Origin of the sequence: Pseudomonas sp. NPDC087639, from assembly GCF_044743385.1 — a bacterium.
Classification (GTDB): Bacteria; Pseudomonadota; Gammaproteobacteria; order Pseudomonadales; family Pseudomonadaceae; genus Aquipseudomonas.
Window position 1 is genome coordinate 44,159 of the sequence record NZ_JBIUWI010000013.1, and the last position, 23,642, is coordinate 67,800.

18 protein-coding genes are annotated in these 23,642 nt (G+C 60.2%); 12 read left to right on the top strand and 6 right to left on the bottom strand.

Going from position 1 to position 23,642, the window contains the following annotated elements:
• Positions 1–254: 254 nt before the first annotated feature.
• From ACIOVB_RS08245 to ACIOVB_RS08260, 4 genes are read left to right on the top strand one after another with little or no spacing between them, the layout of a single operon-like run.
• Positions 255–1,580 (top strand): MFS transporter, encoded by a 1,326-nt coding sequence (locus tag ACIOVB_RS08245; protein WP_401266560.1) that lies wholly within the window; start codon positions 255–257, stop codon positions 1,578–1,580.
• Positions 1,581–1,613: 33 nt separating this feature from the next.
• On the top strand, positions 1,614–2,789 hold the full coding sequence (locus ACIOVB_RS08250; RefSeq protein WP_401266562.1) for an L-rhamnonate dehydratase: 1,176 nt from the start codon (positions 1,614–1,616) through the stop codon (positions 2,787–2,789).
• A gap of 54 nt (positions 2,790–2,843) precedes the next feature.
• Positions 2,844–3,839, top strand: coding sequence for an AraD1 family protein (araD1, locus tag ACIOVB_RS08255; protein WP_401266564.1), 996 nt, complete (start codon positions 2,844–2,846; stop codon positions 3,837–3,839).
• A 26-nt stretch (positions 3,840–3,865) separates the two neighbouring features.
• Entirely contained in the window at positions 3,866–5,446 is a 1,581-nt protein-coding gene (locus tag ACIOVB_RS08260) for an aldehyde dehydrogenase (NADP(+)) (protein WP_401266565.1), read from the top strand.
• 113 nt (positions 5,447–5,559) lie between these two features.
• Here ACIOVB_RS08260 and ACIOVB_RS08265 read toward each other — a convergent pair whose 3' ends face one another.
• Positions 5,560–6,468, bottom strand: coding sequence for a DMT family transporter (locus ACIOVB_RS08265; protein WP_401266568.1), 909 nt, complete (start codon positions 6,466–6,468; stop codon positions 5,560–5,562).
• Positions 6,469–6,695: 227 nt separating this feature from the next.
• On the opposite strand from ACIOVB_RS08265, the gene aceK reads away from it, so the two are divergent.
• The 5 genes from aceK to ACIOVB_RS08290 all read left to right on the top strand — a co-directional run bounded on the left by aceK (position 6,696) and on the right by ACIOVB_RS08290 (position 15,055).
• Positions 6,696–8,417, top strand: a complete 1,722-nt coding sequence (gene aceK, locus ACIOVB_RS08270) for a bifunctional isocitrate dehydrogenase kinase/phosphatase (protein WP_401266570.1) — start codon at positions 6,696–6,698, stop codon at positions 8,415–8,417.
• Positions 8,418–8,650: 233 nt separating this feature from the next.
• Positions 8,651–12,562 (top strand): ATP-dependent RNA helicase HrpA, encoded by a 3,912-nt coding sequence (gene hrpA / locus ACIOVB_RS08275; RefSeq protein ID WP_401266573.1) that lies wholly within the window; start codon positions 8,651–8,653, stop codon positions 12,560–12,562.
• Positions 12,563–12,944: 382 nt separating this feature from the next.
• Positions 12,945–14,066, top strand: coding sequence for a beta-ketoacyl-ACP synthase III (locus ACIOVB_RS08280; RefSeq protein ID WP_401266576.1), 1,122 nt, complete (start codon positions 12,945–12,947; stop codon positions 14,064–14,066).
• Between the two features lie 147 nt (positions 14,067–14,213).
• Positions 14,214–14,825, top strand: a complete 612-nt coding sequence (locus tag ACIOVB_RS08285; RefSeq protein WP_401266578.1) for an RNA polymerase sigma factor — start codon at positions 14,214–14,216, stop codon at positions 14,823–14,825.
• On the top strand, positions 14,819–15,055 hold the full coding sequence (locus tag ACIOVB_RS08290) for an anti-sigma factor family protein (RefSeq protein WP_401266581.1): 237 nt from the start codon (positions 14,819–14,821) through the stop codon (positions 15,053–15,055). The genes ACIOVB_RS08285 and ACIOVB_RS08290 overlap by 7 nt, the downstream gene beginning before the upstream one ends.
• A 131-nt stretch (positions 15,056–15,186) precedes the next feature.
• On the opposite strand, the gene ACIOVB_RS08295 is transcribed toward ACIOVB_RS08290, so the two are convergent.
• Positions 15,187–16,509 carry a putative porin gene (locus ACIOVB_RS08295; RefSeq protein ID WP_401266584.1) on the bottom strand — a complete coding sequence of 441 codons (1,323 nt, stop codon included), beginning with the start codon at positions 16,507–16,509 and terminating at the stop codon, positions 15,187–15,189.
• A 280-nt stretch (positions 16,510–16,789) separates the two neighbouring features.
• On the opposite strand from ACIOVB_RS08295, the gene ACIOVB_RS08300 reads away from it, so the two are divergent.
• Positions 16,790–17,914 carry a GNAT family N-acetyltransferase gene (locus ACIOVB_RS08300; protein WP_401266587.1) on the top strand — a complete coding sequence of 375 codons (1,125 nt, stop codon included), beginning with the start codon at positions 16,790–16,792 and terminating at the stop codon, positions 17,912–17,914.
• A gap of 114 nt (positions 17,915–18,028) precedes the next feature.
• Here the strand turns inward: ACIOVB_RS08300 and ACIOVB_RS08305 are convergent, their stop codons facing one another.
• The 4 genes from ACIOVB_RS08305 to ACIOVB_RS08320 form a co-directional block, all read right to left on the bottom strand.
• Positions 18,029–19,861: an ABC transporter ATP-binding protein gene (locus ACIOVB_RS08305; protein WP_401266590.1), complete on the bottom strand. Its 1,833-nt coding sequence runs from the start codon at positions 19,859–19,861 to the stop codon at positions 18,029–18,031.
• 88 nt (positions 19,862–19,949) lie between these two features.
• Positions 19,950–20,513: a peptidylprolyl isomerase gene (locus ACIOVB_RS08310; protein WP_401266592.1), complete on the bottom strand. Its 564-nt coding sequence runs from the start codon at positions 20,511–20,513 to the stop codon at positions 19,950–19,952.
• Between the two features lie 3 nt (positions 20,514–20,516).
• Positions 20,517–21,320 carry an alpha/beta fold hydrolase gene (locus ACIOVB_RS08315; protein WP_401266594.1) on the bottom strand — a complete coding sequence of 268 codons (804 nt, stop codon included), beginning with the start codon at positions 21,318–21,320 and terminating at the stop codon, positions 20,517–20,519.
• A 14-nt stretch (positions 21,321–21,334) separates the two neighbouring features.
• Positions 21,335–22,258, bottom strand: coding sequence for a LysR family transcriptional regulator (locus ACIOVB_RS08320; protein ID WP_007914443.1), 924 nt, complete (start codon positions 22,256–22,258; stop codon positions 21,335–21,337).
• Between the two features lie 49 nt (positions 22,259–22,307).
• Here ACIOVB_RS08320 and ACIOVB_RS08325 point away from each other — a divergent pair, with 49 nt between their 5' ends.
• Both ACIOVB_RS08325 and ACIOVB_RS08330 read left to right on the top strand, forming a co-directional pair.
• Entirely contained in the window at positions 22,308–22,622 is a 315-nt protein-coding gene (locus tag ACIOVB_RS08325) for a 3-phosphoglycerate kinase (RefSeq protein WP_401266597.1), read from the top strand.
• Between the two features lie 230 nt (positions 22,623–22,852).
• On the top strand, positions 22,853–23,452 hold the full coding sequence (locus ACIOVB_RS08330) for an FMN-dependent NADH-azoreductase (protein ID WP_187681376.1): 600 nt from the start codon (positions 22,853–22,855) through the stop codon (positions 23,450–23,452).
• Positions 23,453–23,642: the final 190 nt, after the last annotated feature.

Consider the following 23,642-nt stretch of genomic DNA (forward strand, 5'->3'; position numbering starts at 1 on the left):
GACACACCCCCTTCGCGAGCAGGCTCCCTCCCACTTTTTTTTGGCGCGTAGCCCCGATAACCCTATCTGCCCATAAATCGCTTGATGCGATCACCCCAGGTTATCGCCGGATACGCATAAGTGATTATCCGGCAGCCCTTTGCGCTGGCTACAGTCGCTCCATCGACTGAACGCATGTTCATGCGACCGACAACTACAAAAAGCCCGCCCTGTCACTTCCGCAGGGCACATACCGGCAGCAAAGGAACCTTCACATGACCCGTCCAGATTCCGCCCTGGTTTTGTCCAGTGCCATCGCCAAAAGCCGGCTGCGCCTGCTGCCGTTTCTGATCCTGATGTACATCCTCGCCTTCATCGATCGCTCCAACGTCGGCTTCGCCAAAGCGGCGCTGCAAGCCGATACCGGGCTCGGGGATGCGGCGTTCGCCTTCGGTGCGAGCATCTTTTTCATCGGTTACGCGTTCTTCGAAGTGCCGAGCAACTACATGCTCCATCGCCTCGGCGCCAAGGTCTGGCTGTGCCGGATCATGGTCACCTGGGGTCTGGTGTCGGCGGCGATGATGTTTGCCCACAACGCCGAAACCTTCTACGTCCTGCGCTTCATGCTGGGTGTGGCCGAAGCCGGGTTCTTCCCGGGGATCATCCTGTACCTCACCTATTGGTTCCCGGCGCAGAGCCGTGGCCAGGCCCTCGGTCTGTTCTATTTCGGCCTGCCGCTGGCACTGGTGTTGGGCAGCCCTTTGTCCGGTTGGTTGCTGGAGTTCCACGGCGTGTTTGGCCTGACCAACTGGCAGTGGCTGTTCGTCGTTGAGGGGCTGATGGCTTCGGTAGTGGGCATCGCTGCTTACTTCTACCTGGTCAACCGTCCGGCTGAGGCGACATGGTTGAGTGTCGAAGAAAAGCAGGCACTGCAAACTGCACTCGATGAAGAAGATGCAAAGAAAAAAGACTCCAGCCCCCACGGTTTCCTGAGTGCCTTGCGCAACCCGCGAGTGCTGCAATTCTGCCTGGCGTATTTCACCATTCAGATGAGCGTTTATGGCGTGGTGTTCTACCTGCCAACCCGCATCGCCGGGTTGCTCGACGGTCATGTCGGTTTGAACGTCGGCCTGATCACCGCGATCCCGTGGATCTGCGCCTTGGTCGTGACCCGCATCGTCACTCGCTACGCCGACCGCACCGGCCAGCACCGTCGCCTCGCCGTGTGCATGTTGACCATGGCAGCCCTTGGCATCGCGGCGTCGGCATTGGGTACCAGCATGGTGCCGGTGGTGCTCGCTTTCTGTTTCGCTGCCGCCGGATTCGTCTCGGTGCAGCCACTGTTCTGGACCATACCCACCAGTTACCTCAGCGGTGCCGCCGCAGCCGGCGGGATCGCCCTGATCAACTCCATCGGCAACCTCGGCGGCTTTGTCGCACCGAACCTGAAAACCGTGATGGAAACCTCCTTCGCTGACCCCCGTGCCGGCATGTTCGCCCTGGCGCTGGTAGGCCTCGTTGGCGCGGTTCTGTTGTCCCGACTTCGCACCACCCAAACCCCTGTTTCTCCCTCGCAGCTCACACCGGCTCAGGTTGGCTGATCACTACTTAAGCGTTAGCAAGGAACCGTATTCATGAAAATCAAAGCGATCCGTACCCGCGTCTTCGAATGGAAAGGCAAAGTCGTGCCACCGCAAGCGCACTTCTGCACCAACGCCAGCGACATCCTTTTTGAGCGTGGCGACGCCATGGGCTCGTTCCGTTTCCACGGCTGGCTGGTGGTGGAAATCGAAACCGACACCGGTCTGGTCGGCATCGGCAACTGTGCCCTGGCGCCGCGCGTGGCCAAGGAAATCATCGACACCTATCTGGCACCGATTGCCATCGGCGAGGATCCCTTCGACAACGAATACATCTGGCAGAAGATGTACCGCCAGAGCCACGCTTGGGGCCGCAAAGGCATCGGCATGGCGGCGATCTCGGCCATCGATATCGCCATCTGGGACATCATGGGCAAAGCGGTGAACAAACCGGTGTTCAAACTGCTCGGTGGGCGCACCAAGGAAAAGATCTGGACCTACGCCTCCAAGCTCTATGCCAATGACAACCTCGACCTGTTCCTCGAAGAGGCGCAGGGCTATCTGAATCAGGGTTTCACCGCGCTGAAAATGCGCTTCGGTTATGGCCCGAAAGACGGCCCGGCGGGCATGCGCAAAAACATCGAGCAAGTGCGCGCCCTGCGTGAACTGGCCGGCCCGGACATCGACATCATGCTCGAGTGCTACATGGGCTGGACCCTCGAATACGCCCGCCGGATGCTGCCGAAACTGGCCGAGTTCGAGCCGCGCTGGCTGGAAGAACCGGTGATCGCTGACGACATCGAAGGCTACATCGAGCTGAAAAAAATGGGGATCATGCCGATCTCCGGCGGCGAGCATGAATTCACCTCCTACGGCTTCAAGGATTTGCTGGAACGCCGCGCCGTCGACGTGATCCAGTACGACACCAACCGCGTCGGCGGCATCACCGCTGCGCGCAAGATCAACGCCATGGCCGAAGCCTGGTCGGTGCCGGTGATCCCCCATGCCGGGCAGATGCACAACTACCACCTGACCATGTCCACCACCGCCTCGCCGATGGCCGAGTTCTTCCCGGTGTTCGACGTCGAAGTCGGCAACGAACTCTTCTATTACGTGTTCAAGGGCGAGCCGCAACCAGTCAACGGCTATATCCAGCTCGACGACAACAAGCCGGGCCTGGGCCTGGAAATTTCCGATGAGTATTTGAGCGACTTCAACATCATCGAATGACCTGTCGGGCGTCGCCTGCGGGCGGCGCCCTCCATGCATTTCCGGAGGCCGCATATGCGCCTGATTCAATTTGAAAACACCGCCGGCCAGCGCCAGGTCGGGCTCGTCGAGGGCTCGCAGGTTCACGTTGTGCGCAACACCGTCAGCACCCGCGAACTGGCGCTGGCAGCGATCCGCGCCAGCCATGGTCTGCAAGATCAAGTCGCCCTGCGCGGCACTGAACTCGGCCCCGATTACGCCGAGCTGCTGCAACAGGGCCGCGTCCTGCCGCCGCTGGATCACGAAGACCCGGCGCATTGCCTGATCAGCGGCACCGGCCTGACCCACTTGGGCAGCGCCTCGGCACGGGACAAAATGCACCAGCAGGACGGCGCCGTTGAAGCGGGCATGACCGACACCATGCGCATCTTCAAGTGGGGCATCGAGGGGGGCAAACCGGCGGCCGGTGAAGTCGGTGCGCAGCCGGAATGGTTCTACAAGGGCGACGGCAACATCGTTGTGCGCCCTGGCGCGGATTTTCCGGTGCCGCCATTTGCCGAAGATGCCGGAGAGGAGCCGGAATTGGCCGGCCTCTACGTGATTGGCGACGATGGCCTGCCGTATCGCCTCGGTTATGCGCTGGGCAACGAGTTTTCCGACCACGTCATGGAACGGCGCAACTACCTGTATCTGGCCCATTCCAAGTTGCGCTTTTGCGCCTACGGCCCGGAGCTGCGGGTCGGTGCGTTGCCCATTGATCTGTCAGGCACCAGCCGCATCCTGCGTGACGGCGAAGTGCTGTGGGAGAAGCCGTTCCTCAGTGGCGAAGACAACATGTGCCACAGCCTCGCCAACCTCGAATTTCATCACTTCAAATACGCGCAGTTCCTGCGTCCAGGCGATGTCCACGTGCATTACTTCGGCACCGCCACGCTGTCGTTTGCCGACGCTATCAAGACCCGCCCCGGCGACCGCTTCCAGATCAGCCTCGACGCGTTCGGCGCGCCGCTGGAAAACGGCATCGGCGAAAGTGCCCAGCCGCTGGCCATCGGTCAGGTACGTGCGTTGTAACGCCCAAATTTTTTTGAGGAATTCCCATGACATCGCTACTGGGTCACAACTACATCGGCGGCCGCCGCAGCGCCCAAGGCAGCGTGCAGTTGCAAAGCCTCGACGCCACAACGGGTGAGGCGCTGCCGGGGCATTTCGTCCAGGCCACCGAAGCCGAGGTGGATGCTGCTGCCAAAGCCGCCGCCGCTGCCTATCCGGTTTATCGCAACCTCAGTGCGGAAAAACGCGCTGCGTTTCTCGATGCTATCGCCGCTGAAATCGACGACCTGGGGGATGAATTCGTCGCTACCGTATGCCGTGAAACCGCGCTGCCCGCCGCCCGTATCCAAGGCGAGCGCGGGCGCACCAGCGGCCAGTTGCGGCTGTTCGCCAAAGTCCTGCGCCGGGGTGATTTTTATGGTGCGAGGATTGATCGGGCGTTACCTGAACGTCAGCCGTTGCCACGTCCGGATCTGCGCCAGTACCGCATCGCCCTCGGTCCGGTGGCGGTGTTCGGCGCGAGCAACTTTCCGCTGGCGTTTTCCACGGCCGGTGGCGACACCGCCTCGGCGCTGGCCGCCGGTTGCCCGGTGGTGTTCAAGGCCCACAGCGGCCACATGGCCACGGCCGAGTGGGTGGCGGACGCGATCATCCGTGCCGCCGAGCGCTGCGAAATGCCCGCCGGCGTATTCAACATGGTCTACGGCGGCGGAGTCGGCGAATGGCTGGTCAAACATCCGGCGATTCAGGCCGTGGGTTTCACCGGTTCGCTCAAGGGCGGCAATGCCCTGAGCCAGATGGCCGCGAGCCGCGCGCAACCGATCCCGGTATTCGCCGAGATGTCGAGCATTAACCCGGTGTTCCTGTTGCCTGAAGCGCTGGAAGTACGCGGCGAGCAGATTGCCGCGCAACTGGCGGGTTCGGTGACGCTCGGCTGCGGGCAATTCTGCACCAATCCCGGTCTGGTGATCGGTTTGCGCTCGCCGCAGTTCAGTACGTTTGTCCGGCGCTTCTGCGCCAACATGAACGGGCAACCGGCACAGACCATGCTCAATGCCGGCGCCTTGGCCAGTTACAGCAAAGGCTTGGGCGAGTTGCACGAACATCCGGGGCTGACGCACCTGGCCGGGCATCCGCAGCAAGGCAATCAGGCCCAACCCCAGGTGTTTCAGGCCCACGTCAGCCTGTTGCTCAACAGCGATGCGCTGTTGCAGGAAGAAGTCTTCGGCCCGACCACCATCATCATTGAGGTGGAGGATCAGACGCAGTTGGCGCAAGCGCTGCAAGGCTTGCGTGGGCAACTGACGGCGACGTTGATCGGTGAGGCGGGGGAGTTGCTGGAGTACCGCTGGCTGGCCGAGCAGCTACAGGAAAAGGTCGGGCGGATTCTGTTCAACGGATATCCGACCGGCGTCGAGGTGTGTGAGGCGATGGTGCATGGCGGGCCGTATCCGGCGACGTCGGATCCGCGCGGAACATCGGTGGGAACGTTGGCGATTGATCGCTTTTTGCGGCCGGTCTGCTTTCAGAATTACCCGGATGCGTTGTTGCCCGAGGCATTGCAGGACGCTAATCCGCTGGGGATTCGGCGTTTGGTGGATGGTGAGGTGAGTGCGCTGGCGCTTTAAATCCTTAGCGACTGTGCTGGCGTCTTCGCGAGCAAGCTCGCTCCTACAGTTGGAACGCATTTCCCTGTAGGAGTGAGCCTGCTCGCGATGGCAATTTCAGCAGCCACGCTGTTCTAGCGGGCCGTCACCTCAGCCGATTTCACTACCGCCGGCTTCAACACCAGCCACAACGCCAGTGCGATCAACACCCCGCCATACAGATGCGCCATCGACAGCGGCTCATCCAGCAGCAGCGCGCCCCACAACACACCGAACGCCGGGATCATGAAGGTCACGGTCATCGACTTCACCGGGCCGATGGAGCTGAGCAGACGGAAGTAAATGATGTAGGCAAACGCCGTGCAGCCCAAGCCCAATCCCAGCAGCGACAGCCAGACATTCCAGCCGCCCCAGCTTGCCGGTGGTGCGGTCATCACGCTGTAGCCGAACAGCGGCAAGAGAAACAGCGTTGCCCCGAGCATGCTGCCCACCGCCGAGAGTCGACTATCGAGCCCGCCGCTATGATCCAGCCAGCGACGGGTGAGGAAACCGGCGAAACCGTAGCAAGTGGTGGCAAGCAGGCAGGCGAGGGCGCCCATCAACAATTCCAGATCGAAAGCCACGGGGCCTGCGCGCGTGAGCACGCCGACACCGAACAAGCCAAGGAACACACCACTGAGTTTGGCGACGGTAAGTCTTTCACTGAAGAACAAGCCGCCAATCAGCACGCCCATCAACGGCGTGGTGGCGTTGAAGATCGCCGAATAACCCGCCGGCAATACCTGCGCCGCCACTGAGTACAGCGTCGCTGGAATCCCCGAATTGATGACACCCAGCAGCATCACGGTTTTCAGCTTGCCTTTGAAATCCCAGCTGATGCGCATCAGCCCAAGGATCACCAGCAGACCGACGGCCGCAATCGACACGCGCAAGAACGCCGTCGGAATTGTGCCGATCACCGGCGCAATAATGCGCATGAACAGGAAGCTCGCGCCCCAGATGGCTGCCAGCGACAGCATGCGGAAAATATCGACGGGGCTCACGGTGGCGCTCCTTGCTTGGTCGGGACGAGAGTGTTGCCGAGCGCCCTGACGATGGCAACCGCTAATCAGGCATTTAATTTTGGTCTGACCGGTCCATTGTTTACGCCGGCAACGAATAATCCCTGCCGTGTGCAACCACGACGCGGTTTTGGCAGAAATTGCACTTCTCCTCGGGCCGGTTCCGTGGCTAAGCTCAAGCATTCCGAATGCACGCAGAGGTTTCATCTATGCCGCAGCCATGGCCAGCCACCGACATCGCCCGCATGATCCTCGATGGCTTCGACGATTACCGCGAGCATTTCCGCCGGATCACCGACGGCGCGCGGGAGCGCTTCGAGCAGGCGCGCTGGCAGGAGATCCAGACGGCATCGGCGGCGCGGATCAACCTCTACGAAGAAAAGGTCGGCGAAACCATCGCTCGCCTGCGTGAGTATTTCGACGACGAAACGCTGATGGATGTCAGTTGCTGGCCGCTGGTGAAAAGCGCATACATCAGCGTCATCGACCTGCGCTTCGACGATGAGCTGTCCGAGACCTGGTACAACTCGATTTTCTGCGGGCTGTTCAGCCATGACCTGATCAGCGACGGCTGCATGTTCATCCACACCACGCGGCCCAGCCTGCGCCGTGCCCGCGCCGCGCAAACCCGCACGTACAAACCGCAGGGCCAATTATCGGGGATGCTGGCGAGCATTTTTGCCGACTACCGCTTCAGTGAGGATTACGCCGATTTGCCGGGCGATTTGCTCAGACTCGAAGCGCAATTGCGCGAGAACCTGCCGGACTGGGTATGCAAAGACCCGGAACTGAGCGTCGAGCTGTTTTCTTCGGTTTTGTATCGCAACAAGGGCGCGTATCTGGTCGGGCGCATCTATACCCGTGACGAGCAGTGGCCGCTGGTGATCCCGTTGCTGCACCGCGAAGGTCGCGGAATTCAGATCGACGCGCTGATCACCGACGAAGCCGATGTGTCGATCATCTTCTCCTTCACCCGCTCGTATTTCATGGTCGACGTGCCGGTGCCTGCGGAGTTCATCGGTTTCCTGCGGCGGATCCTGCCGGGCAAGCACATTGCCGAGCTGTACACCTCGATCGGCTTCTATAAACACGGCAAGTCCGAGTTCTATCGTGCGCTGATCAACCACCTGGCCAACACCGACGACCAGTTCATCATGGCCCCCGGCGTGCGCGGCATGGTCATGAGCGTGTTCACCCTGCCGGGCTTCAACACCGTATTCAAAATCATCAAGGACCGCTTCTCGCCGTCGAAAAACGTCGACCGCGCCACGGTCATCGAGAAGTACCGTTTGGTGAAAAGTGTCGACCGGGTCGGGCGCATGGCCGATACCCAGGAATTCGCCGATTTCCGCTTTCCGCTGAGCAAGTTCGATCCGGCGTGCCTTGAAGAATTGCTTGAAGTCGCGCCGTCCACGGTGTCGGTGGAAGGCGACACCGTGCTGATCCGCCACTGCTGGACCGAACGACGGATGACCCCGCTCAACCTGTACCTGGAAAACGCCAACGATGCGCAGGTGCGCGAGGCGCTGGAGGATTACGGGCTGGCGATCAAACAACTGGCGGCGGCGAACATCTTCCCCGGTGACATGCTGCTGAAGAACTTCGGCGTCACCCGACACGGGCGCGTGGTGTTTTATGACTATGACGAAATCTGCTTCCTGACCGAGGCCAACTTCCGCCACATCCCCCAACCTCGTACGCCGGAGGACGAAATGGCGTCGGAGCCGTGGTATTCGATCGGGCCGCTGGATGTGTTCCCCGAGGAGTTTCCGCCGTTTTTGTTTGCCGATTCCGGTCAGCGCAAGTTGTTCGATCAGTTGCATGGCGAGTTGTATAACGCCGATTACTGGAAGAGCTTGCAGGAGGCGATTCGGGCCGGGAAGGTTATTGATGTGTTCCCGTATCGGCGCAAGGGCCTGGATAACGAATAATTTTCAAGTGAACACTGTGTGGCGAGGGGATTTATCCCCGATGGGGTGCGAAGCACCCCTAAAACCATTCAGCGCAGATGTGACAGATCGGCTTTGATATCCAGTTGGCGACTGCTGCGCAGCCGATCGGGGATAAATCCCCTCGCCACAAAAGCACCTCACAGTCGTGTTCAGTGCCGCAAATCTGCGACAATCGCCCCCCTGCGCCACTAGACGACCGAATTGCGTACCCGATGACCGACGAATCGCCCTCCATCGACAAATTGTTGAAAAACCTCGATCACGCCATGCTCGCCGACCGTCACCGGTTGCGGCGGCAGTTGCTTGAGCTGCGCAAGAAACCCGACGAGGCCAAGCTGGCCCAGTGGGTGGCGCGCATGCAGGCGTCCTGCGATCAGGTGTTGGCGCGCAAGGCCAGCCTGCCAGTGATCCGTTACGACGACAGCCTGCCGATCGCGGCCAAGCGTGACGAAATCAAAAAGGCGCTGGAGCAGCATCAGGTGCTGATCATCGCCGGCGAAACCGGCTCGGGTAAAACCACGCAGTTGCCGAAAATCTGTCTGGAAATCGGTCGCGGCCAGCACGGCTTGATCGGCCACACCCAGCCACGCCGGATCGCGGCGCGCAGCGTTGCCAGCCGGGTTGCCGAAGAGCTCGGCACGCCGCTGGGGTCCTTGGTCGGCTATCAGGTGCGTTTCGAAGATCAGAGCGACTCCAACACCCTGATCAAACTGATGACTGACGGCATTCTGCTGGCGGAAACCCAGAACGACCGGTATCTGGAACGCTACGACACGATCATCGTCGACGAAGCCCACGAGCGCAGCCTCAACATCGATTTCCTGCTCGGTTACCTGAAAACCCTGCTGCCGCGCCGCCCGGATCTGAAAGTCATCATCACTTCTGCGACCATCGATCTGGAGCGCTTCTCCAAGCACTTCGACGATGCGCCAATTGTCGAAGTCTCCGGCCGCACCTTCCCGGTGGACACTTGGTATCGCCCGCTGACCCTGGAGCAGGACGAAGAGGGCAACCGCGTCGAAGACGACCTGACCGTGGATCAGGCGATTCTCGCCACCCTCGACGAAATCGCCGCTTACGAGCGCAGCGAACGCCGCAGTCCGGGTGACGTGCTGGTGTTCCTGCCCGGCGAGCGCGAGATTCGCGACGCCGCCGACATGCTGCGCAAGGCCCAGCTCAAACACACCGAGATTCTGCCGCTGTACGCGCGCCTGTCGCCGGCCGAGCAGCAGCGGATTTTCCAGTCGCACCCGGGTCGACGTGTGGTGCTGGCGACCAACGTTGCCGAAACCTCGCTGACCGTGCCGGGCATCCGCTACGTGATCGACAGCGGCACCGCGCGCATCAGCCGTTACAGCTACCGCGCCAAGGTACAGCGCCTGCCGATCGAAGCGATTTCCCAAGCCAGCGCCAATCAGCGTAAAGGTCGTTGCGGTCGCGTCGAGCCGGGTATCTGCATACGTTTGTACAGCGAAGAGGATTTCCTCGGTCGCCCGGAATTCACCGATCCGGAGATTCTGCGCACCAACCTTGCTGCGGTTATCTTGCAGATGCTGCACCTGCGCCTCGGCGAAATCACCGCGTTCCCGTTTATCGAGCCGCCGGACGGCAAGGCGATCAGCGACGGCTTCAACCTGCTGCAAGAACTCTCGGCGGTGGATCGCAACAGCCAGTTGACCCCGTTGGGTCGCCAGTTGGCACGCCTGCCGGTCGACCCGCGCATGGGCCGCATGCTGCTGGAAGCGGCGAAGCTCGGCAGCTTGCAGGAAGTGCTGATCGTCGCCAGTGCCATGTCGATTCAGGACCCGCGCGAGCGTCCGCCGGAGCGCCAGCAAGCGGCGGATCAGGCCCACGCGCAATGGAAGGATGTTGATTCCGACTTCGCCGGGCTGGTCAATCTGTGGCGCGGTTTTGAAGAGCAGCGTCAGGCGCTGACTGCCAGCCCGCTGCGCAACTGGTGCCGCAAGAATTTCCTCAACTACCTGCGTCTGCGCGAGTGGCGTGACTCGCATCGGCAGTTGAGCCTGATCTGCCGCGACATGCAGTTGAGCCTCAATAAAGAGCCGGCGGATTATCCGAAACTGCACAAGGCCGTGCTGGTGGGGCTGCTCAGCCAGATCGGCCAGAAAACCGAAGACGGCGATTACCTCGGCGCCCGTCAGCGGCGCTTCTGGATTCATCCGTCATCGGGCATCGGCAAGAAGCGCCCACAATGGCTGATGACCGCCGAGCTGGTGGAAACCACCAAGCTGTACGCGCGCATGGTCGCCAAGATCGACGCTGACTGGATCGAGCCGCTGGCAGGGCATCTGATCAAGAAAAACCACTTCGAACCGCACTGGGAGAAGAAGCGCGGGCAGGTCGTGGCGTTTGAGCAGATCACTCTGTTCGGCCTGATCGTGGTCGGTCGCCGGCCGGTGCATTACGGCCCGGTTGATCCGGTGGTCTCGCGTGAGTTGTTTATCCGCGAAGGTCTGGTGCGTGGCGAGATTCAGTCGCGGGCCAAATGCCTGACCGCCAATAAACAACTGCTGGAACAGCTCGACGAACTGGAAGCCAAGGCTCGACGTCGCGACATCCTCGCCGACGAAGAAACCCTGTACGCTTTCTACGATGCGCGGCTGCCGGCGGAGATTCATCAGACCGCGACCTTCGACAGTTGGTATCGCATCAACAGCCAAAAAGATCCGCAACTGTTGATCATGCGCGAAGAAGACGTGCTGGCCCGTGAGGCCAGTGAAGTCACCGCGCGGGACTACCCGGACACGCTGCACATCGGCGATCTGGAACTGGCCCTGACTTACCACTTCGAACCCAATCACCCGCGCGACGGCGTGACCCTGCGCGTGCCGGCGCCGCTGCTGCCGATGCTGCCACCGGAGCGTCTGGAATGGCTGGTGCCGGGGCTGATAGAGGCCAAGTGCATCGCCCTCGTGCGTAACCTGCCGAAAGCCCTGCGCAAGAACTTCGTACCGGTGCCGGACTTCATCAAGGCTGCGTTGCAACGCATGACCTTCGCCGAGGGTTCGCTGCCCCAGGTGCTGGGACGTGAGCTGTTGCGCATGACCGGCGCGCGGGTCAGCGACGAGGCGTGGGCGGAAGCCGCGCAGCAAGTCGAAGGGCATCTACGGATGAACCTGGAAATCGTCGACGGCCAGGGCAAGTTCCTCGGCGAAGGGCGGGATCTGGCCGAGCTGACTGCACGCTTCGCTGAGGCGAGTCAGGCCGCGTTGGCGGTGCCGCAGAGCGCGAAAAGTCAGCAACCGGTGGAAGCCAGGGTTTTCGCACCCGTAGCGGAAAAGACTCAGCAGAAAATCGCCGGGCTGTCGATGACGGTCTATCCGGCGCTGGTTGAAGAGGGCGGTACGGTCAAGGAAGGGCGGTTCTCGACCCCGGCCGAAGCCGAGTTCCAGCACCGTCGCGCCTTGCAGCGTCTGTTGATGCAGCAATTGGCCGAGCCGGCCAAATTCCTGCGTGGCAAGTTGCCGGGGCAGACCGAACTTGGCTTGCTCTATCGTGAATTGGGCCGTGTCGATGCGCTGGTCGAAGACATTCTGTTGGCCAGCCTCGACAGCTGCATTCTCGATGGCGAAGACCCGCTGCCGCGTGACGGCGCAGGACTGGCAGCCCTGGCCGAACGCAAACGCGGCAGTTGGACCGAACACGCCGAGCGCATGGCGCGGCTGACGCTGGAGATCCTCAAGCTCTGGCACGGTCTGCAAAAACGCTTCAAGGGCAAGATCGACTTGGCGCAAGCCGTGGCGCTGAACGACATCAAGCAGCAGATCAATAATCTGGTCTATCCGGGGTTTGTCCGGGAAACGCCGATGCAGTGGCTCAAGGAGCTGCCGCGTTATCTGAAAGCGGTCGAGCAGCGTTTCGAGAAACTCGGCGCGCAGGTGCAGAAGGATCGCGTCTGGAGCGGCGAACTCGCCGGCCTGTGGTCGCAATACCAGACCCGTGCGGCCAAACACGCGCAGGAAGGCAAACGCGATCCGCAGCTTGAGCTGTATCGCTGGTGGCTGGAGGAATACCGGGTGTCGCTGTTCGCCCAGCAGTTGGGGACAAAAGTGCCGATCTCCGACAAACGCCTGAATAAACAGTGGAGCCAGGTCGAACCCTGACACAGAAGCTCAAACAACCTCTGTGGCGAGGGGATTCATCCCCGATGGGTGGCGAAGCCGCCCCAAAAACCATGACCTAAGCGTGCCATTTGTACCGAGTGGGATGGTTTGACGACTGCTTCGCAGCCGATCGGGGATAAATCCCCTCGCCACACAAGCCAGCACAGGGGATAGGCGTTGTGCCTGAGAAAGGCGCCAAAACCTCGGGTTTATGGCAAACTTCGCGACCATAAACGCCGCTTTCGCGACCCAGAGCCTTCGGCGCGGTCACGGATCGGAATAAAGCGATGCCAGGTTTGCGTCCCCCGGATGGGAATAGACCCTTTGTGTGTTGGTACGACGGTTCCAGCACTTTCTGCCTGAACAGATTAGAGAAACGACCATGCATAACGTCGTCATCAGCGGCACCGGCCTGTACACCCCGGCCAACAGCATCTCCAACGAAGAGCTGGTGCAGTCTTTCAATACCTACGTCGCCCAGTTCAATGCCGAGAACGCCGATGCCATCGCCAGCGGCGAAGTCCAGGCCCTGACCGAATCCAGCGCTGCGTTCATCGAGAAAGCTTCGGGCATCAAAAGCCGCTTTGTCATGGACAAGGACGGCATCCTTGATCCGCAACGCATGGCCCCGCGCCTGCCGGAGCGCTCCAACGACGAGTGGTCGGTACTTTGCCAAATGGCCATTGGCGCTGCCGAGCAAGCCTTGCAACGCGCCGGCAAGACGGCTGCCGACATCGACGGCGTCATCGTCGCCTGCTCTAACCTGCAACGCGCTTACCCGGCCATCGCCATTGAAGTCCAGGAAGCGCTGGGCATTCAGGGTTTCGGTTTCGACATGAACGTCGCGTGCTCCTCGGCGACCTTCGGCATCCAGGCCGCGGCCAACAGCGTGCAACTGGGCCAGGCCCGGGCGATCCTGATGGTCAACCCGGAAGTCTGCACCGGTCACCTGAATTTCCGTGACCGCGACAGCCACTTCATCTTCGGCGACGCCGCGACTGCGGTGATCATCGAGCGCGCTGACCTTGCAACGTCCAAGCATCAGTTCGACGTGGTCAGCACCAAACTGCTGACCAAGTTCTCCAACAACATCCGCAACAACTTCGGCTTCCTCAACCGCGCGGCGGAAGAGGGCATCGGCACCCGCGACAAGCTGTTCGTGCAGGAAGGCCGCAAGGTGTTTAAAGATGTTTGCCCGATGGTCGCTGAACTGATCGGCGAGCATCTTCAGGAAAACCAGCTCAACGTCGGCGATGTGAAGCGTTTCTGGCTGCACCAGGCCAACCTCAGCATGAACCACCTGATCGTGCGCAAACTGCTGGGCCGCGAGGCTACCGAAGAAGAAGCGCCGGTGATCCTCGACACCTACGCCAACACCAGCTCTGCCGGGTCCGTGATTGCTTTCCACAAATATCAGGATGATCTGGCCAGCGGTTCGCTGGCGGTACTGAGTTCGTTCGGTGCGGGTTACTCGATCGGTAGCGTGATTCTGCGCAAGCGTTGAAAAACGGTTTAATTTCCGCTTAATCGCGCTGACCTTTCCTACATCCGAATCGGCTGGAACGCTGTAGTTTTCGGAAATCGCGGCAGGAGACGCTTTAGGCGAATCCTGCCGCTATCTTTTTCGAAGTCGGAACAAGGAGATTGATGGATGGCGGCTGACGACACCCAACTGCTCGCGCGTTTGCTGGCAGGCGAGCAACAGGCTTTCAAGGAACTGGTCACGACTTATCAGAGTGCGATGCGCGCCGTCGCGTATGCGATTGTCGGCCAGCGTCATGTCGAGGAAGTGGTGCAGGATGCCTGGCTCTCGGTGGTGCGTCATATTGGCAGCTTCGAAGGCCGCTCCAGTCTCAAAACCTGGTTGCTGACCATCACCGCCAACTCAGCCAAAAGTCGTTACAAACTCAATCGCCGCGAAGTGCTGATGGATGACCTGCCATCGCCCCACGGCACCATCGACGACGGCCGTTTTTCTCCCGGGGACGGCCATTGGCTGGTCGCACCGTTTGCCTGGCACCAGGACACTCCCGAAGCGTTGTTGACCGAAAGCGAACTGCGCGAATGCCTGGAACACACGCTGTTGAGCCTGTCGGAACTGCAAAGCAGTGTGCTGTTGTTGCGCGAACGTCAGGGGCTGGAGCTGGAAGAGATCTGTAATCTTCTGGAGATATCGCTCTCCAATGTCCGCGTGCTGCTGCATCGGGCACGTTTAAAGGTCTTCGCGACCGTGGAACATTTTGAGGAGACAGGGGAATGTTGACCTGCAAGGAGCAAGTGGCACGATCCAGCGATTATCTCGATGGCCAGTTGAGTTTTCGGGAAAAACTGATGGTGCGTCATCACCTGATGTTCTGCGCCAATTGCCGGCGTTTCATTCGTCAGATGCGTCTGATGCAAGTGACGCTGAAGGCGCTGCCGGAGCACCCGGTGGAGGATGTCGATGCGCTGGCCGAGCGTCTGGCCAAGCAGCGGCGGGACGACAGTCCCTGAGGGAAATGCAGGCTGGCACGGTTAAGGCTCACGGATGATGGGGATCGCCATAATCGCACCAGACTGTTGAAACACCTCAAACATTGCGCCCGGATGAGAAGCGCAACGCCTGAGATCTGTTGCTCTGTGGCTTAAAACTTCGCTTCCGCGTCCAGCTGCAGAGTGTTGGTGTCTGCGTCACGCTGTGTACGGCTGGAGAAGTCGGCCTTGGTCAGGTAGTACGTCGCGCCAAGGGCGAAGTTCTTGTCGATGTCGTAACCGACCTTGAACTTGTGGCCACGCGAACCGGTAGTACCGTTGGCGAAGTCGGAGTCGGTGAAGGCGCCGACTACAGCGTTGCGTTGCACGTCACGATAGTTGTAGTCGAGGTTGAAACCGAAGACCTTCGACTTGGCGCCGAGCAGCCACGCAGTGTCCTGATCGGTCACGGCGTCGTTGTTCTTCACGTACTGGCCGTAGAACGACAGAGGCATTGGCAGACCGCCGATGTCGATCTGGCTGAAGCCTTCGTACAGGCGGAACTCGTTGTTCGCCGAGTTGCCATTGACGGCCAGGGCGCACGGCGTGGAAGTACCGGTGCAACGGCTGTCTTCGTCGTTCTGGTAGGCGTAGACACTGCCACCCACCGTCAGCTTCAGGTTATCGGTGATGGTGAAGCGGCTACCCAGTTGGCCGGCGGTCATGCGCAAATCGTGACGGAATTGCACGCCGTCGCCATCGACGTTGTCCTTGAGGTTGTAGTTACCCAGGCTGCCGAACAGTTCGGCGCTGCTGCCCAATGGGTATTTGTAAGTAACGGCCAGACCTTCAGGGTTGATGTCGCCATCCCAGATCACGTCGCCCATGCTGACCCACGGTTGCAGCATCTTGCCGCCGATCACGTGCAGGTTCTTGATTTGATCGGGGTGGTAATCGATGTAACCCAGGTCGAGCCAGATCTGCTTCTTGTCGAAGTAGTTGTCCTGATCCTGGTTGGTCGAACGGGCGTCATCGCCGCCGCCGGTGGCGATACGGATGCCAGTGTCGACTTGCGGGTTGATCTCGGTGTAGGCACCCAGACGGGCACGGATGCGCTGACGATCCTTGTCGCGGCCGCCATTGTTTGGTTCGCCGTCGATCTTGATGGTTTCCTGACGGATACGCACGTCGCCCTTGAACTGGGTCTTGGCAGCCCAGGCCAGTTTCTGGTCGAAGGCACTTTGTTCGGTGGTTTTCTTCGCGACAGCCGCGACTTGTTCGTTGGTCTCTTGCTGCGCCTGCTGGGCGATTTGCTGAGCCTTCTGATCCTTGGCCAGTTCAGTTTGCAGCTCGATGTACTGCGACTGGGAAATCGAACCGTTAGCCTTGAGCATGTCGAGCAGTTTGGCGTCGACTGCGGCACTGGCCGGAACGCTCATGGCCAGCAACAGGCCACCGCACAGGGCCGCCGCAGTTTTCGTGGAAGCAAGACGCATAGCAATCTCCGAAGATGAGAGGGATGGCTGAACCATCCTGGGCACAACCGACGGTTGAAGGTCGGAAAACAGTGTCCGGGTAGAACCCGGCGCTCTAAAAACAGGCGCCAGTATCGCGATGGTTTATGACAGAGCGGTGGCACAGTGATGGCAGGTTGATGACGATGCACGGTGCGCGTGAACTATCGATCTAGAGCGCTGTCGCTCAATGGCGGGTGTGCAATGCAACGCAATCGGCGATACTCGCCGGGCGCTGAAACCCAGATGTGGAGACTTGTTGATGCCGTTGCAACGCCTGCAGAACCTGTCAGAAATCGCCCCATCGGAATGGGACGCTCTGGTGCCCGAGAGTCAGCCATTTCTGCGTCATGCGTTTCTCAGTGCGCTGGAAGACAGCGGCAGTGTCGGCCCGCACAGCGGTTGGCAACCCGAGCATTTGCTGCACATCGAAGATGATCGACTGATCGCGGCGCTACCCAGTTACCGCAAGTGGCATTCTTACGGCGAGTACGTGTTCGATCACGGCTGGGCCGATGCCTGCGCCCGCGCCGGGATCGACTATTACCCCAAGTTGTTGACGGCGGTGCCATTCAGTCCGGTCAGCGGCCCACGGCTGTTGGCGGCGAACGTCGAAGATGGTTACGAGCTGCTCAAAAGCCTGCCGGGTTATCTGGAAATCGAAGAACTCTCCAGCGCCCACATCAACTTCACCGACCCTTTCACTGATGCCGCCATGGCCGAGCAACCGGGCTGGTTGCAGCGCATCGGCTGTCAGTATCACTGGCAGAATCGTGGTTACCGCGACTTCCAGGATTTTCTCGATGTGCTCAGTTCGCGCAAGCGCAAACAGATGCGCAAAGAGCGCGAGCAGGTGGCGGGGCAGGGCTTCGAGTTTGAATGGCTGGAAGGGCGCGAGCTGAACGAGGCGCAGTGGGATTTCGTCTATGCCTGCTATGCCAACACCTACGCGGTGCGCCGGCAGACGCCCTATCTGACGCGGGAGTTTTTCAGCCTGCTGGCCGAGCGTATGCCCGAAGCGATCCGTGTGGTGCTGGCCAAGCAAGGCTCACGACCGGTGGCCATGGCCTTCAGCCTGGTCGGGGGTGACAGCTTTTACGGACGCTACTGGGGGTGTCTGGCCGAGTTTGATCGGCTGCACTTTGAGACCTGTTTTTATCAGGGCATGGATTACGCGATTGCCCAGGGTTATCAGCGTTTCGATGCCGGCGCTCAGGGTGAGCACAAACTGATTCGCGGCTTTGAACCGGTGATCACGTACTCGTGGCATTACCTGCGGCATCCGGGTTTGAAAGCGGCGGTCAAAGACTTCCTGCACCAGGAACGCGCCGGTGTGCTGGCCTATGCCGAAGAAGCGAGAGCAGCCTTGCCCTACCGCCAAACCTGAATATTTACAGGGATCAAAAGCAAAAGATCGCAGCCTTCGGCAGCTTCTCCAAGTGGATATAAAACCCTGGCTAGGAGCTACCGGAGGCTGCGATCTTTTGATCTTTTTTGGCTATCAATCGATCCCGACAAACCCTCCAGTCTGGTGTGCCCACAACCGCGCATACAGCCCGCGATGGGCCAGCAGCTCGGCGTGGGTGCCGCTCTCGGCGATCTTGCCGTTTTCCAGCACCACCAGCCGATCCATGCGCGCGATGGTCGAGAGGCGGTGGGCAATCGCGATCACGGTTTTGCCCTGCATCAGGGTTTCCAGGCTTTCCTGAATCGCTGCTTCGACTTCCGAGTCCAGGGCGGAGGTCGCTTCGTCCATGATCAGGATCGGCGCGTCCTTGAGCAGTACCCGCGCAATGGCGATGCGCTGACGCTGGCCACCGGACAGCTTCACACCGCGCTCACCGACATGCGCGTCGAACCCGGTGCGGCCTTCAGCGTCCGACAACAACGGAATGAACTCATCGGCGCGGGCCTTGTGCACGGCGTCCCACAGCTCTGCGTCAGTGGCGTCAGGCTTGCCGTACAGCAAGTTGTCGCGGATCGAGCGGTGCAGCAGCGAGGTGTCCTGAGTGATCATGCCAATGCGCGCGCGCAGGCTTTCCTGGCCGACTTCGGCGATGTTCTGGCCGTCAATCATGATGCGCCCGCCTTCAACGTCGTACAGGCGCAAGAGCAAGTTGACCAAGGTCGATTTGCCGGCGCCGGACGGCCCGATCAGACCGATTTTCTCACCCGGCTTAATGTTCAGGTTGAGGTCGCCGATGATGCCTTTCTTCTTGCCGTAGTGAAAATCCACGTGCTCGAAACGCACTTCGCCATGGGCCACTGCCAGCGGTTTGGCCTGTTCGTGATCGGTGACGCTGACCGGTTGCGAGATGGTGCGCAAACCGTCCTGGACCATGCCGATGTTCTCGAAAATGCCGGTGACCACCCACATGATCCAGCCGGACATGTTGACGATGCGGATCACCAGACCCGTCGCCAGGGCAATCGCGCCAACAGTGATCAGCGATTGCGTCCACAGCCACAGGGCCAGCGCCGTGGTGCCGACGATCAGCAAGCCGTTCATGGCGGTGATCGCCACGTCCATGCTGGTGACCACGCGGCCGGCCATTTGCGCTTTGACGGTCTGCTCTTCGATGGCTTCCTTGGCGTAGTGCTGTTCGAAATTGGTGTGGGCAAACAGCTTCAGGGTGGCGATGTTGGTGTAGCCGTCGACGATTCGGCCCATCAGTTTCGAGCGCGCGTCGGAGGCTTCCACCGAGCGGTCTTTCACCCGTGGCACGAAGTAATACAGCGCGCCGATATAGGCGGCGATCCATATCAGCAACGGGATCATCAGGCGCCAGTCGGCCTCGGCGAACAGTACCAGCGCGCTGACCGCATAGATCACCACGTGCCACAGCGCATCCACCGCCTGCACCGCCGAATCACGCAGCGAGTTGCCGGTCTGCATGATGCGCTGGGCGATACGACCGGCGAAGTCGTTCTGGAAGAAGTTCAGGCTCTGCTTGAGCACGTAGCTGTGGTTCTGCCAGCGAATCATGCTGGTCATGCCCGGGCTCAGGGTCTGATGCACCAGCAAATCATGCAGAGCAAAGAAGATCGGGCGCAGCACAAGCGCAACCACCAGCATCCATGACAGTTCGAGGGCGTGGTCGCTGAAGAAATTCGGGTTGGGCGTGCCTTGGGCCAGGTCGATGATGCGGCTCAGATAACTGAACAGCGCCACTTCGATCAGCGCGGCAAACAGACCGACCACCAGCAGAGCGGCAAAACTTGGCCAGACCTGCTTGAGGTAATAGGTATAGAAGGGGAGCACACGGTCCGGCGGGGATGCCGTCGGGGCGTCGCGGAATATGTCGATCAGTTGTTCAAAACGGCGATAGAGCATCAGATAACCGCCCGGAGTACGGGCTCTCCTTTTATCGGTGTGAGCGGCGCGGGATCAGGCCGTCGCCGCTCTATATGCCCTGTAAACCTTAGTCGATGCGCTTGGCCGACTTGATGATCACAGGGTCGACTGGCACGTTTTGCATGCCTTGTTTGGTAGTGGTTTGCGAGTTGACGATGACGTCGACCACGTCCATGCCCTTGACCACTTTGGCGAATACGGCGTAACCGGCGTCACGACCCGGGTCGAGGAAGGCGTTGTCGGCCACGTTGATGAAGAACTGGCTGGTGGCCGAATCCGGGTTGGAGGTGCGTGCCATCGACAAGGTGCCGCGAACGTTATGCAGACCATTACTGGCTTCGTTCTTGATCGGTGCCTTGGTTTCTTTTTGCTGCATTTGCTGGGTGAAACCGCCGCCCTGAGCCATGAACCCCGGGATCACACGGTGGAAAATCGTGTTGGTGTAGAAGCCGCTGTCGACGTATTCAAGGAAGTTCTTGGTACTGATCGGTGCCTTGACCGGGTCCAGTTCGATTTCGATCTGGCCATTGGTGGTTTCCAGCAGCACGTGCGGTGCTTTAACCGGCGTGGCAGCCATCAGGTTGGCAGCAAACAGCACGGTGCCGGCGGCGAGGGCGAGTTTTTTCAGCATGGGTCAGTGATCCTGAGATTGAATATCGGCTGCGGCGAGAAACTCCAGCAGCGTTTGGTTGAAGCGTTCGGGTTGATCGAGCGGGGTGGCGTGGCGTGAATCGGCGATCACCACCAGCCGCGCATCGGGCAGCAGTTTTACATAGGTTTCTTTCAGCGCGACGGGTGTGTAGTCACGGTCGGCGCTGACGATGAGGGTTGGACAGGTCACTCGGGAAAGTCGTTCCTGAACCCCCCAGCCCACAATCGCATCGAAGCTGGCGAGATAAGCACGTTTGTCGTTTTTTGCCCAGCGTTCGGCCATTTTCTGTCGCAGATCGGCCTGTTCCGGTTTCGGGAAAAGTTTGCCACCCAGCGCCTTGCCAATAGTCGCGAGACTCAGCACCCGCATCAGACTCCAGCGCTTGAACCACTGCCAATAGTCGTCGCGGCTGCGCAGTTTGACCTCGGGGGCGCTGTTGACGATGGTCAGGCTCTTGAGCATCTGCGGCTGATCGACGGCCAGTTGAAAACCGATCATGCCACCCATGGACAGCCCGGCGTAGTGCACCGGGCCGAGTTTCAAGTGCTCGATCAGCGCGACCAGATCGGCGCTGAAGCCCGCGATGCTGTAGCGCTCGCGGGGTTTGTCCGAGCGGCCGTGGCCGCGAATGTCCGGGACGATCACCCGGTAATGCGCGGCCAGTGCCGGGATCTGCATTTCCCAGTCCAGCGTGCTCGAGCCGAGCCCGTGGACCAGCAGCAACGGCGTGCCGTGGCCATATTCCTCGTAGTGCAGGTTGCAACCTTCGTGCTCGAAATACGCCATCGATGAACTCCGTGTCAGGCTTGCTCAGGTGCGGCGAACGGTGCGTCCAGCGGCAAAGTGTCGAAGGTGCGCAGCAGTTCGATAAGGATTTGCGTGGCCGGGCCCAGCGGTTTGTCCTTGTTTGAATACAGATAGAAGCTGGAGTTGCGGTTGCCGCCCCTGTCCAACGGTAGCAGCTTAAGCGAGCCATCTTTCAGTTCCCGCTCGATCATGTGCCGTGGCAACCACGCAAAGCCCAGGCCGCTGCTGACAAACGTGGCAGCAGTAGCAAGGCTACCGACAGTCCAGCGTTGTTCGGCGCCGAGCCAGCCGACATCCCGTGGCTGTTGGCGCCCAGAGTCGCGGATGACCACTTGCATCTGGGTCTCCAGATCCTGAAAGCTCAGTTCGCGATTGAGCCGATGCAGCGGGTGATCGGGATGGGCGACGGCCACAAACTCGACGTCGCTCAGTTCCGCACCAAGGTAACCGGGAATGCTCAGGCCGGTAATGGCCAGATCGGCCACACCCTCAAGCAACACTTCCTCGACACCCGACAACACTTCCTCGCGCAGACGCACGCGGCAGCCACGACTCTGCGGCATGAACGCAGTCAGCGCCCTCACGATGCGTGCGCTCGGATAGGCCGCATCGACCACCAGTCGCACCTCAGCTTCCCAGCCTTGCTCCATGTGGTGGGCAAGGTCTTCCAATTGGCTGGCCTGTTTCACCAGTTGCCGCGAGCGGCGCAGCAACACGCCACCGGCTTCGGTCAGCACGGCTTTACGTCCGTCGATGCGCAGCAACGGTACGCCGAGCTGGTCCTGCATGCGGGCGACGGTGTAGCTCACCGACGATTGCGAACGGTGCAGGGCCTCGGCGGCCTGGGCGAATCCGCCGTGGTCGACCACGGCCTGCAATGTTCGCCATTGATCAAGGGTCACGCGGGGCGCTTTCATCAATAGCTCCTCTTGTCCTAAGCTGGCCGTCCCTCATGGAGATTGCCGAATGAAAAAATTCTGTTGTGTGTTGCTGGCGCTGCTGCCGATGTCGGCGTTTGCTTATCCGATCGACGTGGTCAAGGATCTCAACGGACTGAAGATCGACTACGTGACCTTCGACACCGACAATGACATCGGCTCGATCCGGGTGGTCAACTACGGGGATGTCGATGCAGTCTGCAAAGCCGTGTTCACCAACGGCCCGGAAGCACCGCGCACACGCACCATCGAAGTGGCGGCCGGCAAGCATAAAAACGCTACGGCCAAGTTCACCCGAGAAATCATCAAGCTGCGGATCAAGCTGACTTGCACCCCGAAGTAGCACCGTTCTCCTGTAGGAGTGAGCCTGCTCGCGATAGCGGTGTTCCAGATAAATAGATGTCGCCTGACACACCGCTATCGCGAGCAGGCTCACTCCTGCAAAGGCATGCTTCAGCTTATAAACGAATTTATCGATGCTTTATAGCAATTATTTGCGCTTTTTCATCGAATCGACTCTGTCTAATCTCCACTCCATCGACCTACAACATTCTCGGATGGAGGCTACACAACATGTCCCGCGTTCTGATCATCGAAAGCAGCGCCCGCCAGCAAGACTCGGTGTCCCGCCAGTTGACCCAGACCTTCATCAAACAGTGGAAAGCAGCACACCCTGCCGATCAGATCACCGTACGTGACCTCGCCGTGAACCCGGTGCCGCACTTGGACATCAATCTGTTGGGTGGCTGGATGAAGCCCGCCGAGCAGCGCAACGACAGCGAACAGGCGTCGCTGGATCGCTCCAATGAATTGACTGACGAACTGCTGGCCGCCGATGTATTGGTGATGGCCGCACCGATGTACAACTTCGCGATCCCGAGCACCCTCAAGGCCTGGCTCGACCATGTGCTGCGTGCCGGCGTGACCTTCAAATACACCGAAACCGGCCCGCAAGGCCTGCTCAGCGGCAAGCGTGCCTACGTGCTGACGGCCCGCGGCGGCATCTACGCCGGCGGCCCGGCGGACCATCAGGAACCGTACTTGCGCCAGGTGATGGGTTTCATCGGCATCCACGACGTGACTTTTATTCACGCCGAAGGCATGAACCTGGGTGGCGACTTCCAGGAAAAAGGCTTGAACCAGGCCAACGCCAAACTGGCCTCGGTCGCTTGATATGTTAATCGCCAGATAATCGCTGGATGTTCTAGTGACCTGGCGCAACCCCTTCAAGGCTCTACGCGCATCGAACCTCCCTTTGCACTTTTTGCTCCTGAGTGCTGTAGCCCGATTGAACGCATTAGCGAGATCGGGCTTTTTTTTGCCTGGGATTTGTGTTGGTTCCAGAAAGTAAAAACCGCTATCG

Bases quoted from the DNA above. Each gene is read 5' to 3' on its own strand.
- ACIOVB_RS08295 (WP_401266584.1), bottom strand. From the start codon at position 16,509: ATGCGTCTTGCTTCCACGAAAACTGCGGCGGCCCTGTGCGGTGGCCTG.
- araD1 (WP_401266564.1), top strand. From the start codon at position 2,844: ATGCGCCTGATTCAATTTGAAAACACCGCCGGCCAGCGCCAGGTCGGG.
- ACIOVB_RS08245 (WP_401266560.1), top strand. From the start codon at position 255: ATGACCCGTCCAGATTCCGCCCTGGTTTTGTCCAGTGCCATCGCCAAA.
- ACIOVB_RS08260 (WP_401266565.1), top strand. From the start codon at position 3,866: ATGACATCGCTACTGGGTCACAACTACATCGGCGGCCGCCGCAGCGCC.
- ACIOVB_RS08280 (WP_401266576.1), top strand. From the start codon at position 12,945: ATGCATAACGTCGTCATCAGCGGCACCGGCCTGTACACCCCGGCCAAC.
- hrpA (WP_401266573.1), top strand. From the start codon at position 8,651: ATGACCGACGAATCGCCCTCCATCGACAAATTGTTGAAAAACCTCGAT.
- aceK (WP_401266570.1), top strand. From the start codon at position 6,696: ATGCCGCAGCCATGGCCAGCCACCGACATCGCCCGCATGATCCTCGAT.
- ACIOVB_RS08315 (WP_401266594.1), bottom strand. From the start codon at position 21,320: ATGGCGTATTTCGAGCACGAAGGTTGCAACCTGCACTACGAGGAATAT.
- ACIOVB_RS08250 (WP_401266562.1), top strand. From the start codon at position 1,614: ATGAAAATCAAAGCGATCCGTACCCGCGTCTTCGAATGGAAAGGCAAA.
- ACIOVB_RS08305 (WP_401266590.1), bottom strand. From the start codon at position 19,861: ATGCTCTATCGCCGTTTTGAACAACTGATCGACATATTCCGCGACGCC.
- ACIOVB_RS08300 (WP_401266587.1), top strand. From the start codon at position 16,790: ATGCCGTTGCAACGCCTGCAGAACCTGTCAGAAATCGCCCCATCGGAA.
- ACIOVB_RS08330 (WP_187681376.1), top strand. From the start codon at position 22,853: ATGTCCCGCGTTCTGATCATCGAAAGCAGCGCCCGCCAGCAAGACTCG.
- ACIOVB_RS08320 (WP_007914443.1), bottom strand. From the start codon at position 22,258: ATGAAAGCGCCCCGCGTGACCCTTGATCAATGGCGAACATTGCAGGCC.
- ACIOVB_RS08285 (WP_401266578.1), top strand. From the start codon at position 14,214: ATGGCGGCTGACGACACCCAACTGCTCGCGCGTTTGCTGGCAGGCGAG.
- ACIOVB_RS08310 (WP_401266592.1), bottom strand. From the start codon at position 20,513: ATGCTGAAAAAACTCGCCCTCGCCGCCGGCACCGTGCTGTTTGCTGCC.
- ACIOVB_RS08325 (WP_401266597.1), top strand. From the start codon at position 22,308: ATGAAAAAATTCTGTTGTGTGTTGCTGGCGCTGCTGCCGATGTCGGCG.
- ACIOVB_RS08290 (WP_401266581.1), top strand. From the start codon at position 14,819: ATGTTGACCTGCAAGGAGCAAGTGGCACGATCCAGCGATTATCTCGAT.